Raw genomic sequence first — 14,373 nt, 5'->3', positions numbered from 1 at the left:
CTTGCATGTCCGGACCCGCTGGCCATGGATATCGCTGCTGCTCGGGGCCGTCGTCGCGCTCAACCCGATCGGGCTCGATTTTCTTCACTCAGCGTTCTTTGCCGGCGAGCAACTGGCGCGGAACATCGCCCAGCCGATCGCGCTCACCGCACTGGCCGTGATGGTCCTGGTGGTGGTGCTCGAATGGCTGGTGAGGTCTCTTTTGGTCAAGCGCCGCGCCCGCGGCGCCTCTTGAGTTGAACGGGAGCCGCTATGGCCGACACATCCTTCGACGTCATCATCATCGGCTCCGGTCCCGGCGGCTACGTCACGGCGATCCGGGCCGCGCAGCTCGGATTCAAGACGGCAATCGTCGAAAAATCCTATCTCGGCGGCATCTGCCTGAACTGGGGCTGCATTCCGACCAAGGCGCTGCTGCGCTCGGCCGAGATCTATCACTACATGCAGCACGCCAAGGATTACGGCCTGTCGGCCGAGAAGGTGTCGTTCGATCCGAAGGCGGTGGTGCAGCGTTCGCGCGGCGTCTCGAAGCGGCTCAATGACGGCGTCGGCTTCCTGATGAAGAAGAACAAGGTCAGCGTGATCTGGGGCGCCGCCTCGATCAACGCGCCCGGCAAGGTCACCGTGAAGAAGTCCGACGTCGAGGGCCCGAAGGGCGCGCTGGGCGAGGGGACTTATCAGGCCAAGCACATCATCGTCGCGACCGGTGCGCGGCCGCGCGTGCTGCCCGGGCTCGAGCCCGACAAGAAGCTGGTGTGGACCTATTTCGAGGCGATGGTGCCGGAGCGGATGCCGAAATCGCTGCTGGTGGTCGGCTCCGGCGCGATCGGCATCGAGTTCGCCTCCTTCTTCCACACCATGGGCTCCGACGTCACCGTGGTCGAGGTGCTGCCGCAGATCCTGCCCGTCGAGGATGCCGAGATCGCGGGCCTTGCGCGCAAGCGGCTGGAGAAACAGGGCATCAAGATCATGTCCTCGACCAAAGTGACCAAGCTGGAGAAGAAGGCCGACAGCGTCGTCGCCACCATCGACGACGGCAAGGGCAAGCCCGTCACGACCGAGTTCGAGCGCGTGATCTCGGCGGTCGGCGTCGTCGGCAACATCGAGAATATCGGCCTGGAGAAACTCGGCGTCAAAACCGACCGCGGCATCATCGTCGTCGACGGCTACGGCAAGACCAACGTTCCCGGCATCTATGCCATCGGCGACGTTGCCGGCCCTCCGATGCTCGCGCACAAGGCCGAGCATGAAGGCGTGATCTGCGTCGAGGCGATCAAGGGCCTCAACCCGCACCCGATGGACAAGAACATGATCCCGGGCTGCACCTATTGCCATCCGCAGGTGGCGTCCGTGGGGCTCACCGAAGCCAAGGCGAAAGAGGGCGGCCGCGAGATCCGCGTCGGCCGTTTCCCCTTCGTGGGTAACGGCAAGGCCATCGCGCTCGGCGAGGACCAGGGCCTGGTCAAGGTGATCTTCGACAAGAAGACCGGTCAGCTCCTCGGTGCCCACATGGTCGGCGCGGAGGTCACCGAGCTGATCCAGGGCTACGTCGTCGCCATGAACCTGGAGACCACGGAAGAAGAACTCATGCACACGGTGTTCCCGCATCCGACGCTGTCGGAGATGATGAAGGAAGCCGTGCTGGATGCGTATGGAAGGGTGTTGAATATCTGATCAGTTCTCCGCTCTTGATGCGCAGGCTTGTCCCGCGCATCCATCAAGCGAAGCGCTCTTCAAGGGATGGATTGCCGGGTCAGGCCCGGCAATGGCGGATGCAAGAAACTGGCGACACAAGGAAGAAGAAAGAATCGAGCCATGCACGACAACGACAACCTCACCATCGAACGCCCGACCTTCGTCACCCATCTCGAATGCGCGATGGAGGGCGACCATTACGCCGCCGACCAGGTCCACAACCTCTCCAAGGCCGGCAAGCCGCTCTTGGTGCGCTATGACCTCGCCGGCGTGAAGAAGGCGCTGACGAAGGATGCGCTGGCCCAGCGCCCCGGCGACATGTGGCGCTACCGCGAGCTGCTGCCGGTGCGCAAATGCAAGGACATCGTCTCGCTCGGCGAGGTCACGACGCCGCTGATCCGGCTGCCCAAGCTCGGCGCAAAACTCGGCGGTGGCGAGATCATCGTGAAGGACGAGGGGCGGCTGCCGACCGGCTCGTTCAAGGCGCGGGGCCTCGTGATGGCGGTGTCGATGGGCAAGGCGCTCGGCATCAAGCACATGGCGATGCCGACCAACGGCAACGCCGGCGCGGCGCTTGCGGCCTATGCGACGTCCTGCGGCATCAAGACCACGATCTTCTGCCCGGCCGACACGCCCGAGGTGAATGTCAGCGAGATCGAGCTGCAAGGCGCGACCGTCTACCGCGTCAATGGCTATATCGACGATTGCGGCAAGATCGTCGGCGAGGGCAAGGCGAAGGTTGGCTGGTTCGACACCTCGACGCTGAAGGAGCCGTATCGCATCGAAGGCAAGAAGACGATGGGCCTCGAGCTCGCCGAGCAGCTCGGCTGGGATGTGCCCGATGTGATCTTCTATCCAACCGGCGGCGGCACCGGCCTGATCGGCATGTGGAAGGCGTTCGACGAGCTCGAGAAGATCGGCTTCATCGGAAGCAAGCGCCCGCGCATGGTTGCGGTGCAGGCGTCGGGCTGCGCGCCGATGGTGCGCGCCTATGAGGCCGGGACCGAGCACGCCACGCGCTGGGAGGACGCCCACACCATTGCCTCGGGCATCCGCGTTCCGCAGGCGATCGGCGATTTCCTGATCCTGCGCGCGGTGCGCGAAAGCAAGGGCTTCGCGATCGCAGTCGACGACGACAAGATCTCGTCGGCGCTGAACGAGGTTGCGCGCGAGGAGGGGCTGCTGTTGTGCCCCGAGGGCGCCGCCACCTACGCCGCCTACAAGCAGAGCCTCGCCGACGGCCGCGTCAGCAAGACCGATCGCGTGATGCTGTTCAACTGCGCGACCGGCCTGAAGTACCCGCTGCCGCCGGTCACCCGCACGCTCGACCGCCACAAGCCGATCGACTACGCGCAGTTCTAAAGCGCGATGCGATTAGGATGAATCGTCATCGCGCCTTAGATCATTGTTTGTGCATGATCTTTTCGGAAAACCGCTGCACACTTTTCCGGATCATGCTGTAGCGCGGCAACAGGCTACGAACGATCCCTCTTCCCGTACGCGGGCAGAGGCCAAAAAACAACAAAGACATCGCTGGGGAGAAGACAATGAAGAAAGCCGCCTGGGCTGCGCTGATTGCTATTCTCGCTGTGACCGGCGCCGCGCGCGCCGACGACTATCCCTCACGTCCCATCACCGTCATCGTGCCCTTCGCGGCCGGCGGACCGTCGGATGCGATGGCGCGAGTCCTCGCTGACCGGATGCGGGTGACGTTAGGGCAGCCCGTGGTGATTGAGAATGTCACCGGCGCGGGCGGTTCGATCGGCGTCGGCCGTGCCGTGCAATCACCGCCGGACGGCTACACCATCTCCTTCGGCCATCTCGGCACCCACGTCGCCAACGGTGCCGTCTACAAGCTCAAATACGATCTCGTCGCCGACCTCGAGCCGGTGGTGCTGTTGCCGAGCAATCCGATGATCGTCGTCAGCAAGAACTCGGTGCCTGCGACCTCGCTGAAGGAGCTGTTGGACTGGCTGAAGTCGCGGCCGTCGCCGCCGACCGCAGGCACCGCCGGCGCGGGCTCCGGCAGCCATATCGCCGGCGTCTATTTCGAGAACATCTCCGGCATCAAGCTGCAATACGTGCCGTATCGCGGCACCGCGCCCGCGCTGAACGACCTCATCGCCGGCCAGATCGACCTCATCGTCGACCAGACCTCCAACTCCATCAACCAGGTCCGCGCCGGCACCATCCGCGCCTATGCCATCACCGACGACAAGCGCCTGCGCTCGGCGCCCGACATTCCGACCGCGGAGGAGGCGGGCCTGAAAGGCTTCAACATGACGCTGTGGTCGGGCATGTGGGTTCCGAAGGGCACGCCGAAGGAGATCGTCACCAAGCTCAATGCAGCCGCCGTGGAAGCGCTGAACGACCCCGGAGTGAGGAAGCAGCTCGAAAGCCAGGGCCTGGAGATGCCCCCTAAGGATCAGCTCACGCCCGATGCGCTCGGCACCCGCCAGAAGGCCGAGATCGCAAAATGGTGGCCGATGATCAAGGCGGCGAACATCAAGGTGGATTGAAGCGGGCAGCGCATGCCTCGCGGTATGTCGTGAGGTTCTGCGAGCGCGCGGGCCATTTCGCGGGAAGCCCTCGCGAGAAGCGGGATTGATCCTGATCGCCGTCATCGTCGCGTCTGCTGGCCGCCGGGCGCTCGCTGCAAGGTTTCGTGACCTGCCGCCAGCGCACGGTCCAGGCACTGCATCAGATCCGAGGCGGCGAACGGCTTGCCGAGAAAACAGATTGCTCCGGCTTTGAGGGCACGCACCCGTACGCTCTCATCCGGGAAGGCCGTGATGAAGATGAACGGCGCCGCCGAACCATGCGCGCGCATCTGCGTCAAAAGATCGATTCCAGTCATCAGCGGCATCTGCACGTCGGCGATCACACACGAGGTGCCATTCGAATCGGGCGACCTCAAAAACTCCTCGGCTGAGGCGAATGTGTGGACGACGTACCCGCGCGATTCCAGAAGATTTTTGATAGCGGCCCGCACGTAAGGGTCGTCGTCAAGCACCGAAATGACCGAAGCCGCTGACAAGACGTCCGCTCCTCACCCGGCATCACGCTTGCCGTCGCCACGGCTGCACATAAACCGATAAGGTGGACCTGCCTGTTGCGATTGGAAACTCATACTTAGGTTTGTGCGTCGGGCTTGTTGGACCCTATCCCGAGCGCCTCGCTCATTCTCACCAGATCGGCCAGCGACTTCGCGCCCATTTTCCGCATGATCTGGCCGCGATAGATTTTGACGGTAATTTCCGCCAATCCGAGCTGGGCGGCCACCTGCTTGTTCATCAGCCCGGCCGTTACCAGGGACAATACGTCTCGCTCCCGCGAGGACAGTGACTCGAAGCGGGATCTCACGGTCGAGACCGTCCTGTTGAGGTCGCGGCGCTTGCGGTCTCTCTCGATCGCGGCCTGGACTGCATCCAGGATGTCTTGGTCGCGGACCGGCTTGGTCAAGAAGTCGATCGCGCCGCTCTTCATGGCCCGAACCGTCATGGGAATATCACCGTAACCGGTAATGAAGATGATAGGCGTGTGGATATTCGCCTTGGCAAGATCGGATTGAAGGTCAAGGCCGCTGGCGCCGGGAAGGCGGATGTCGAGCACGAGGCAACTGGGGACTTCCGGCGGCTTGGCCTGGAGGAGTTGTGGTGCCGAGCCGAATGCCTCGACCTTGAGGCCGACCGACTCGAATAAATTGGTGAGCGCACGGCGCATGGACGCGTCGTCGTCGACGATAAAGACAATTGGCTGATCGCCGTCCTCCGCCTGCGGTGGTGGAGGTTCCCCGCGCTCGGTCACGAAGTTTCCTCTCGATGGAGGGGCAAGGTGATCTGAAAAGTCGCGCCGTGCTCCTGGTTGGGTGCGGCGAAAAGCCGTCCACCATGCGCCTCGATGATGGATCGACAGATCGACAACCCCATGCCCATGCCGGTGGACTTCGTGGTAAAGAACGGCGTGAACAGTCGGTCGATCGCCTGTTCACTGATGCCGACTCCGCAGTCGGAAACGCTCACCAGCACCGCGCCATCGCCGCTCGCCGCTGAACGGATCGCCAGCTCGCGCGGGCGATCATGGACGTCTTCCATGGCCTCGATCCCGTTCATGATCAGGTTGATCAGGACCTGTTGCAATTGAATTCGATCGCCGAATATTTTCGGCAGTGCCGACGACAGCTCCATTCGCACCGACACGGCGTGGCTGGCCATCTCACGCTGAACGAGCGCCACCGACTCCCGTACGACGACATTGGCGTCGAGCGGAGCCATGTCGATGTCGGAGCGCTTGGCGAGCGCTCGAACGCGACGGATCACGTCGCTGGCGCGCGTGCCATCCTCGATGATCCACTCGACGGAGCGGCCGGCCGCTTTGAGGTCGGGCGGATTGCGCTGCAGCCAGGCGAGGCAGGCGTCGGCGTTTGCGATCACAGCGGCGAGCGGCTGATTGATTTCGTGGGCAATGGAAGCGGTCAGCTCACCCAGAGTCGTGACACGCGTCACATGGGCGAGTTCGGCCTGGGCCTTGCGCAGTGCGTCTTCGGCCTGATTGGCCCGGATGGCCGCGGTTACGTCAGTGCAGACGCCACGATAGCCCAGAAAAGCGCCGTCGGCGTCGAAGAACGGCTTGCCGCTGGTCCGGACGTAGATCGGCTGCCCGCTGCGATCCTTGCTGCGATACACCAGGTCGCGGAAGGGGACGTGGGCGTCGAGCGCCGCCCGGTGTTGTTGCCATTTCTCCGGTTCGAGATCGGCGTCAGGAGCGATATCCCAACGCGTGAGTCCGATCAGGCCGGCGGGAGCGGTCATGGTATCGGAGTGTTCCGATATCTGGGTGACGCGATGGTCTGGCCCTGTTTCCCAGAACCAGTCGGAAGCGGTCTCGGCATAGTCGCGGAAGCGCTGCTCGCTCGCACGCAGTCTGCGCTCTGCCTCTTTGGTCGCCGTGATGTCGGTCACTGATCCCACGAACTCCATGCACCCGTTTGAATCTCGCATCGCGCGGGCCACCGCTCGGACATACTTGATGGAGCCGTCGGGCATCACGAGCCGGTATTCGTGATCGTAATCCTTTCCCTCTCGCGCGGCCCGAGCCGTTATCTGTTGCACCGCGAGCCGGTCGTCCGGATGGATCCGCTGGAGCATGAACGGGATCTTTGGCTTGGTTCCCTCGTCGCACTGGAAGATGCGATAGGTCTCCTTGGACCAGGTGATCTCGCGGGTTGCGGCCTTCCATCCGAAACTGCCGGTGTGGCTCAGTTCCTGCGCCTGGGCGAGATAGGCCTCGCTCTGTCGCAGCGCATTCTCGGCTTCCTTGCGCTCGGTGATGTTCTCGCAGGCAACCAGGACGATTGGTCCGCCATCGCCCCGCAGCATGGTCTTGGCATTCTCGCGCACCCATAGCACCGAGCCGTCCTTGCGTATCTTCCGGATCTCCCAGGTGTGGGACTGATCGACGGTCTCAAGGCACAGCTTGACACAGGCGCGGACGAAGTCGCGATCCTCCTCGAAGAAGACATCCAGCACCGATCGGCCGATCAGCTCCGCGGCGGCATAGCCCAGTTGCGCGGCGCCGAACGTGTTCACGTTGATCACGGTTCCGGCTGGATCGACCATGAAGTACATGACCGGGGTGTGCTCGAAGACTTGCTGCCACTGCTTGACCGCCTCGAGCAAGTCGTCACGATCGGGCTCGCTGCGCGGCTCAGCGGTGACGGTTTGCCTTACGCAGCCAGCGAGGAATTGCGCGGCTGACTTCCCGAATGTCGCTGCTCGGCCAGGCTTCATCGCAGACGCTCCCGGCGCTCTCTGCGTGAATACGAGTAGAGCACGTTGCGGTGGGACGAGCAATTCCCGCCAAAGTCGGATGGGCAGTTATCACGTTCGCCTGTGACTTGACCGCCGCCACCCTGTCCGGTGCGGCGCATCACGTACGCCATGCGGGCAAAGATTTTCACGGTGACCGTGCGGCCGGAGCATCGTGCGCCGTCTCGTTGCACATGAGCCGTCGGGAGCCCCGGGCGAGTACGGACAAACCTAGGTATAGCTCCTCCATTCCTAATCATATCGGTCATTTACCTCCGTACAATTGAGCGTCTCGTGCCCTGGGGAATAGCCTCATGACCGATCGGGAGTGTCGCAGCCAATCGCAGCGAGCGCACGAAAACCGGTCTGAAGCTTGCGGCGGAGGCGTCTTGCCGGCAGGCAAAGACCAAGGACGATGCCGCTGCAATTTGTGGCAATTCACGACCCGCATGAGTCGAAGGAAACGAACTGGCAAAGCGCGAGCAAGGGAGGAAGACGACAATGTGCGTGACATCGGTGCTTCCTGAGCGTGGCCGATCCGAGTCCGAATGTTGCTCTTCAGTCAATGGCTGTGCGGTGTGTGGCGGCAAGTTTGGTCTGATCCGCTATTATTCCTGGCGCACCGCGCTCTGCTCCAAGAAGTGTGTCGATCGCTTCCGCACGCGCCGCGAGCGCGATCACCGGTGGTTGTTCCGGGTTCAGGCCGCGTGAGGCCGAATAAGAGAGCTGACATCGTCCGAGGGGCTGATCCGGGAGCGTACGTTGAACCGTTCATGCAAGCTGTTGTGCTCGATGGTTCTCCTCGGCTCCACTGCGACGGTCCGGGCACAGGAGACGGGACATGATGCCGTACATCGCCGGCACCCACCCCAGGACCAGGCGCTGCACGAGAAATTCTATTCGACCTGGCACATGCCGGATAATCCGGGCGTCAGTTGTTGCAACAGTGCTGACTGCTATCCGACCGATATCAAATACATCGACGACCAGATCTATGCCCGGCGCCGGGAGGACGGGAGATACATTCTGATTCCACCGCAAAAGGTGGAGCGAAACAGGGATAATCCGGACGGCCGAAACCATCTTTGCGCTCCGCCGCCCGCACTGTCGCCGCTGGATAGCGTTTACTGCTTCGCGTTGGGAGGTGCCACATGAGATTCGCGTTCGTGCTGGTGAACGACCGGACCCCGTTCCGGCAGGCCTGGTGCATGCAGTGCTGCGAGCCGATCAGCGGCAGCTATCTCCGCGAGATCGCGACCCGTCTGCCTTACTGCGATCATCAGTGCTACGCGCTGTTCTGCGAGATGCTTGCGAAAGATCGCATGAGGGCGGCTTCATGAAATTCATGGTGGTCAATCACGAGCCCCCGTTGTGCGCGGCCACGTGCAGCACCTGCTCGCGATCGATCCGGTCCGGCTATGTCCGGCATGTGCGGACGCAGCGCCGCTACTGCGATTACGATTGCTACCGGCGTGGCGAACTCGTGACGCTGCTAACGCAATGGTCGGTGCCTGGGCGCAACGAGCCGGCCTCCGGGAACGTCGAGGTCGCCGCTCGCAACGCGGTCGAGATGTTTACGGTCCTGGGTGCCGTCTTCTGCTGGAGCTGCACGATCCACGCCTGGACCTTCGCAAGAACCTTGACCGGCGCATACTTGGACGGTCGCGATCCGATCACGATGGAAGGAGGTGACACCTAGCTACGCGACGGCGCTCGCGTGGAAGCCGCAGCGACGCAACCTGGCAGGCGCCGTGTCCAGCCCCGGCGACGTCGCCTAGGGAGCGGGCGCTGCGGCCGCCACGGGTGCCGTTGCGCCGGCCTCCTGCGCGACGACGCGCTGGTCGCTCTTGCCGGCGACCATGCCGCTGCCCTCGAACCTCGTGCGGTAGACCAGCACGTTCTCCATCACGCGCTGGACGTAGTTGCGGGTCTCCGACAGCGGGATGCGCTCGACCCAGTCGACCGGATCGACATTGGGATTCCTGGGATCGCCGCGCGTCTGCACCCATTCGCGCACGCGGCCACGGCCGGCATTGTAGCCGGCGAAGGTCATGATCTGGTTGCCGCGGTATTCCGAAAAGAGCGCACTGAGCTCGGCCGCGCCCATCTGCGTGTTGTAGACGGGATCGGAGACCATCTTGCCCCAGTCATAGGTCAGGCCGAACCGCTTGGCGGTATCGCGGCCCGCTTCCGGCGTCACCTGCATCAGCCCGACCGCGTTGGCATGGGACTTGTCGCGCTGGTCGAACGAGCTTTCGGTGCGCGCCACCGAATAGATCACGCTGGTCTCGATCGCGGGCGCGACCTGCTTGTGCTCGGGGATGCCGATGGTGGGGAAGGCGTAATGGTCGAGCGCGAGCCCGCGCGCCAGCGCCGTCTTGCCGACCTCCAGCATCACGCGCGCATCGTTGCGCCGGCGGGCAACCTCGCCGAGGGCTTCGAGCGCTGCGACATCGCTGCTCTCCTTGGCGAAGTCCTCGGCGTAATAGAACACCATGTCGCGCTCGCCGATGGCGTAGAGCATGTCGGCCGCGCGCACGCGCTCGTCCGCGGGGGCCGTGTCGGCCGAGGCCAGCACAGGCGAGGGCGGACGCAGCTCGATCCGGTCGAGGCCCAGCTTTGCGCGGGCGAGCTGGCCGTAATAGGCGGTGTGATAGCGTGCCGCCGCCCGATAGCTCATGCGCGCATCGGCCATTGCGCCCAAGGCTTCGGCGGTGCGGCCGCGCCAGTAATGGGCGCGCGACAGCGCGATCGGATTGGATGAGCCCTCGTCGATGGCGGCGAAGTGCACCATCGCCGTCTCGGGATCATCGAGAAAGCGCAGCGCGATCCAGCCGCACATGAAGTGATAATCGACGCGATAGACTTCTTTCTCCGGCACCGCGGCCGTGCGCACCACGTCATAGGCGGTCCTGAACTTGCCCTGGTCGAGCAGCTTGCGTGCGAGCAGGCGACGCTCGCGCCACCAGGCGTCGGTGTCCTGGGCCGCCATGGTGTCCGGTGCGGCGGCCAGGATCACCTCGGCAGCGTCGTCGATGCGGTCCTTTTGAAGGTACCATTGTGCGCGGCACAGAACGTAGCCGAGATCGCGGCGGGCGTCAGCGGAGACGTCATCGAGATCGTCCCCGGCCTTGCTGGACTTGCCGGTGACCGCGGCACAGGCTTTCACGATCGCGAGCGCAACCTCGCCGAGCCGTTTGGCCGCGCGCCTCGCGCCCGCGTAATCCTTGGCGCCGAGCCGCTTGTCCATGCGCGCGCGGTGATCGTCAGCGGACAGAAGATCGCGAAACGCTTCGTAGAAATCCTCCTCGCTGCGCTCGGACAATTCGTCGGCGCGCCAGGCTTCGCGCACGAGCCGGGCGGCGCTGTCGGTATCGCCTTCGGTGCGCAAGACGCGGGCGAGCGCAAACTTGCCCTTGGCGCTGGTCGGCCGGCCCATCGTGAACTTGTGCACGGTGGCGGCGTCGGCCTTCTCCTGCCACAGCCGCGCCTCGGCGCGCCGGCGCAAAAGCGCGCTGCTCGGCCAGTCCGGATTGGCGGCCAGGAAGGCGGCATAGCGCTTGAAATTCGCCGTGCTCTCGGAATGGCGCAGCATGAACCAGTCGGCGAGCTTCTGTCCGGCGGGATCGGCGATGCGGTCGCGCGCCGCGCTCGCGTCATCCGTCTTGCCCTTGCGCACAAGATCGATGGCGTCCTTCAGCGCGGCGAGGTCGCCGGTCAGCGGTGGCGGTGCCGGCCTGTCCGCGGGCTGGTCGACCGTCTTCTTCGACTTGCGCCTGGCCTCGGCATGCTTGCCGTGCCGCGCCTTGCCGGCGGAGGCATGGCGGTGCTTGCCGGCTTTCGCCTCATGCGTCTTCTTCGGCGCGGCCGATTTGTGGCTGCTTTTGGCGGCCAGTTCTGTGGGAAGGAGGGCCATCGCGGCCACGGCAACGAAACACGCGAGCGAGCGTAGGCACTGGTTCATTCGATGGTCCCCCCTGCGAAACCACTACAAAACCAAGGTCCGCGACGACATGCGGCTGGAGAATCAAACTAGCGAACGATGCCGAGGCATCGTTCCGCATCCTGACGCTGTCGCAACAATGCGGCAAAAAACCGATGCCCCGTGGGAACTTCCGCAAAGGAGAAAAGGGCAGAGCCGTTAACCTTTGTTAACGGCCGGACTCGCGCGACGGTTGCACGGTGCAGGACGCCAGGAGCGCCAAGATTGCGCGTGTTCCCGCAGCCAGTCCGGTGTATGGAGTTCCCTCGTTCCGTCCTCTTGGCCTTTGCCTTCCGCACCCATGCCGATTTTCAACCAGTCGATCCGGCGCAAGATCGTCGGCATCGCCCTCGGATTGATCGTCCTGATGCTGGTCACCTCGATCCTGTCGATGGTGATGTCCAGCCAGGTCGGCGTCCTGCTCGATGAACTGACCAACCGCTACATCCCGGCCTACAGCCATCTGGCGCGCGCCAACATTCGCTCGCTGGAGCGGGCGCTGGCGCTGCGGCGGATGATCATGACCCGGATGGAGGCGCCGTCGGACGAGGAGGCCTACGCGGCGCGCCTTCGCGAATTCGAGCAATCGGACCGCAGGATCGAGGAGGAGGCCGAGGCCGCGCGCAAGCTGATCAACGCGATCATCGAGGACCCCAGGACGTTTTCCGACAATGCCGCGCTGGCGCGAATCGATATCCGCATCGACACCGCCGTTACCGAGTTGCGGCGCGATCTGAGCGAGGACCATGCGAAGCTCCTCAAGCAGGTCGACGCCAGGCAGATGGCCGAGGCGCGCGGCACGCTGGAACACATCGACGTGCTGCGCGACCATTTCAACCGGAAGATCGATACGATCCGCGGCGATATGCTGGCGCAGGTCTTCTTTTCGACGTCGCAGGTGATCAGCCGCCAGCATCAGACGATCATCGTTTCGGGAGTCGTGACATTGCTCGCGGCGATCGTCGGATTTGCGTTTGCGCTGCTGGTGTCCAGCGGCATCACGCGTCCGGTACGGCTGCTGCTGGCCGGCACCCGCGAGGTCGAAGCGGGCCGGTTCGACAAGCCCATCGCCGTCTCGACGCAGGACGAGATCGGGGAGCTCGCCGCGGCCTTCAACCGCATGATCGAGCAGCTGCGGCACAACGAGCGCATCCGGGAGACCTTTGGCCGCTACATCGACCCCAAGGTGGTGCAGGGTCTGATCGAGCGGCCGGAGGTCGCAATCGAGGGCGAGCGCCGCGTCATGACCATCATGTTCTGCGACATGAGCGGCTTCACCTCGATGAGCGAGGGCATGACCCCGCGCGGCCTCGTCAAGGTGATGAACCACTATTTCACCATGATGTCCGGCCCCATCAGGAGCAATCGCGGCGTCATCGACAAATATATCGGCGACGCCATCATGTCCTATTGGGGCCCGCCCTTCATCGAAGAGGACGAGCAGGCCCTGCTCGCCGGGCTTGCTGCCGTCGAGATGGCCGACCAGGTGCCTGCGCTGCAGAAGCAGCTGCCCGATCTGCTCGGTATCCGCGCCATGCCCGCGCCGTGCGATCTGCGGATCGGCATCGCCACCGGCGAGGTCCTGACCGGGGAGTGTCAGAAGTTTTGTGTAAGAGCGTCTCTGTGAGGGGTTTGCGGGGTCAGCGGACTGACCCCATGGGGTCAGTCCGCTGAGCCTGCAAAGCGCTCGCCGAACTGGATGGCAAACTGGCCCATTGCGGCCGTCCATGCAACCGGTCGTCGCCAATGGATGCCGGCATTTCTGATGGCGAGGTAAAGCAGCTTCATCGCCGCCTCGTCGTTGGGGAAGCTGCCGCGTGTTTTGATGATCTTGCGCAGCGAACGGTTCAGCGCCTCGACCGCGTTGGTGGTATAGATCATTTTGCGTATCTCCGGCGCGAAGGCGAAGAACGGAATGACGTGCTCCCACGCCCGGCGCCAGGCCGCCCCGATCGCGGGATAGCGCTTGCCCCACTCGGCTTCGAAGTCCTCGAGCCTGAGCAGAGCGGCGTCGGCATTCTCGGCATGATAGATCGCCTTGATCGAGGGAAGGATCGCCTTGCGATCCTTCCAGGACACGAAGGATAGGCTGTTGCGGATCAAATGCACGATGCAGGTCTGGACCATCGCCTTGGGAAAGACGCTGTTGATCGCCTCGGGAAAGCCCTTCAGACCGTCGACGACGGCGATCAGGATGTCGGCGACGCCGCGGTTCCTCAGATCGTTCATGACCTTGAGCCAGAATTTGGCGCCTTCGGTTTGCTCGATCCAAAGCCCGAGCACGTCTTTCTCGCCCGATGCAGTGATGCCCAGCACGACGTAGACTGCCTTGTTCTTGACCATCCCCTCATCGCGAATCTTGACCCTGAGCGCGTCGAAGAAGACCACCGGATAGATCGCTTCCAGCGGCCGGCTCTGCCATTCGCGGACCTCGTCGAGAATCGCGTCGGTGACCTTGCTGATCAGATCGGAGGACACCTCGGTGCCGTAGAGCTCGGCCAGATGGCCCTGGATCTCCCGTACCGTCATGCCCCGCCCGTAGAGACTGATGATCTTCTCGTCGAAGCCGTCGAAGCGGGTCTGGCCCTTCGCGACGATCACCGGTTCGAACGTGCCGGCGCGGTCGCGCGGCACCTCGATCTCGATCTCGCCGTCGTCCGTCAACAGCGCTTTGCTGCTTGTGCCGTTGCGGCTGTTGCCCGACCCGCGGCCCGCCGGGTCGCCCTTCTCATAGCCAAGGTGGTGGGTCAGCTCCGCACCCAGTGCGCGCTCCAGAAGCGCCTTCTTCAGTCGTCTGAAAAGCCCGTCTTCGCCGGCTAAGTCTTCTGGCTTGAGGCTGCCCCCGGCAAGAAGCTGGTCCAAAATCTCAGGTGAAAAATCCGTAGCCAT

Annotated in this window: 11 protein-coding genes and 1 pseudogene; 7 read left to right on the top strand and 5 right to left on the bottom strand. The window is 63.7% G+C overall.

Annotated elements, in window-relative coordinates; all coding sequences use genetic code 11:
* Nucleotide 1 precedes the first annotated feature (1 nt).
* From ABIA42_RS15325 to ABIA42_RS15310, 4 genes are all read left to right on the top strand, one after another.
* Nucleotides 2-235 carry a hypothetical protein gene (locus ABIA42_RS15325; RefSeq protein ID WP_271528195.1) on the top strand — a complete coding sequence of 78 codons (234 nt, stop codon included), beginning with the start codon at nucleotides 2-4 and terminating at the stop codon, nucleotides 233-235.
* A gap of 17 nt (nucleotides 236-252) precedes the next feature.
* Nucleotides 253-1,674, top strand: a complete 1,422-nt coding sequence (gene lpdA / locus ABIA42_RS15320) for a dihydrolipoyl dehydrogenase (RefSeq protein WP_370112641.1) — start codon at nucleotides 253-255, stop codon at nucleotides 1,672-1,674.
* Between the two features lie 141 nt (nucleotides 1,675-1,815).
* Entirely contained in the window at nucleotides 1,816-3,057 is a 1,242-nt protein-coding gene (locus ABIA42_RS15315; RefSeq protein ID WP_271528197.1) for a threonine synthase, read from the top strand.
* A gap of 185 nt (nucleotides 3,058-3,242) precedes the next feature.
* A complete protein-coding gene (locus tag ABIA42_RS15310; protein WP_271528198.1) occupies nucleotides 3,243-4,214 on the top strand; it encodes a tripartite tricarboxylate transporter substrate binding protein BugD in 972 nt (323 codons plus the stop codon).
* Between the two features lie 101 nt (nucleotides 4,215-4,315).
* Here ABIA42_RS15310 and ABIA42_RS15305 read toward each other — a convergent pair whose 3' ends face one another.
* From ABIA42_RS15305 to ABIA42_RS15295, 3 genes are all read right to left on the bottom strand, one after another.
* Nucleotides 4,316-4,732 carry a response regulator transcription factor gene (locus tag ABIA42_RS15305; protein ID WP_271528199.1) on the bottom strand — a complete coding sequence of 139 codons (417 nt, stop codon included), beginning with the start codon at nucleotides 4,730-4,732 and terminating at the stop codon, nucleotides 4,316-4,318.
* 95 nt (nucleotides 4,733-4,827) lie between these two features.
* On the bottom strand, nucleotides 4,828-5,502 hold the full coding sequence (locus tag ABIA42_RS15300; protein WP_028181758.1) for a response regulator transcription factor: 675 nt from the start codon (nucleotides 5,500-5,502) through the stop codon (nucleotides 4,828-4,830).
* Nucleotides 5,499-7,484 (bottom strand): PAS domain S-box protein, encoded by a 1,986-nt coding sequence (locus ABIA42_RS15295; RefSeq protein WP_370112644.1) that lies wholly within the window; start codon nucleotides 7,482-7,484, stop codon nucleotides 5,499-5,501. The genes ABIA42_RS15300 and ABIA42_RS15295 overlap by 4 nt, the downstream gene beginning before the upstream one ends.
* Before the next feature lie 1,169 nt (nucleotides 7,485-8,653).
* Here ABIA42_RS15295 and ABIA42_RS15290 point away from each other — a divergent pair.
* Together ABIA42_RS15290 and ABIA42_RS15285 are read left to right on the top strand one after the other, a co-directional pair.
* A complete protein-coding gene (locus ABIA42_RS15290; protein WP_035672022.1) occupies nucleotides 8,654-8,842 on the top strand; it encodes a hypothetical protein in 189 nt (62 codons plus the stop codon).
* A complete protein-coding gene (locus ABIA42_RS15285; protein WP_271528201.1) occupies nucleotides 8,839-9,201 on the top strand; it encodes a hypothetical protein in 363 nt (120 codons plus the stop codon). Before ABIA42_RS15290 ends, ABIA42_RS15285 begins: the two co-directional genes overlap by 4 nt.
* Nucleotides 9,202-9,276: 75 nt before the next feature.
* On the opposite strand, the gene ABIA42_RS15280 is transcribed toward ABIA42_RS15285, so the two are convergent.
* Nucleotides 9,277-11,466 (bottom strand): transglycosylase SLT domain-containing protein, encoded by a 2,190-nt coding sequence (locus ABIA42_RS15280; RefSeq protein WP_370112647.1) that lies wholly within the window; start codon nucleotides 11,464-11,466, stop codon nucleotides 9,277-9,279.
* A gap of 319 nt (nucleotides 11,467-11,785) precedes the next feature.
* Here ABIA42_RS15280 and ABIA42_RS15275 point away from each other — a divergent pair.
* Nucleotides 11,786-13,075, top strand: a pseudogene (locus tag ABIA42_RS15275) (adenylate/guanylate cyclase domain-containing protein); the annotation flags it as partial.
* A 71-nt stretch (nucleotides 13,076-13,146) separates the two neighbouring features.
* Here ABIA42_RS15275 and ABIA42_RS15270 read toward each other — a convergent pair.
* Nucleotides 13,147-14,373 (bottom strand): IS256 family transposase, encoded by a 1,227-nt coding sequence (locus ABIA42_RS15270; protein ID WP_370112649.1) that lies wholly within the window; start codon nucleotides 14,371-14,373, stop codon nucleotides 13,147-13,149.

The sequence above is a fragment of the Bradyrhizobium sp. USDA 327 genome (assembly GCF_041262065.1).
GTDB lineage: Bacteria > Pseudomonadota > Alphaproteobacteria > Rhizobiales > Xanthobacteraceae > Bradyrhizobium > Bradyrhizobium liaoningense.
The sequence above is the reverse complement of the archived record's forward strand: the minus strand, read 5'-3'. Positions and strand labels throughout refer to the sequence as shown.

Coding starts and splice junctions, on each gene's coding strand:
- ABIA42_RS15285 (WP_271528201.1), top strand. CDS start 8,839: ATGAAATTCATGGTGGTCAATCACGAGCCCCCGTTGTGCGCGGCCACG.
- ABIA42_RS15310 (WP_271528198.1), top strand. CDS start 3,243: ATGAAGAAAGCCGCCTGGGCTGCGCTGATTGCTATTCTCGCTGTGACC.
- lpdA (WP_370112641.1), top strand. CDS start 253: ATGGCCGACACATCCTTCGACGTCATCATCATCGGCTCCGGTCCCGGC.
- ABIA42_RS15315 (WP_271528197.1), top strand. CDS start 1,816: ATGCACGACAACGACAACCTCACCATCGAACGCCCGACCTTCGTCACC.
- ABIA42_RS15295 (WP_370112644.1), bottom strand. CDS start 7,484: ATGAAGCCTGGCCGAGCAGCGACATTCGGGAAGTCAGCCGCGCAATTC.
- ABIA42_RS15270 (WP_370112649.1), bottom strand. CDS start 14,373: ATGGCTACGGATTTTTCACCTGAGATTTTGGACCAGCTTCTTGCCGGG.
- ABIA42_RS15280 (WP_370112647.1), bottom strand. CDS start 11,466: ATGAACCAGTGCCTACGCTCGCTCGCGTGTTTCGTTGCCGTGGCCGCG.
- ABIA42_RS15290 (WP_035672022.1), top strand. CDS start 8,654: ATGAGATTCGCGTTCGTGCTGGTGAACGACCGGACCCCGTTCCGGCAG.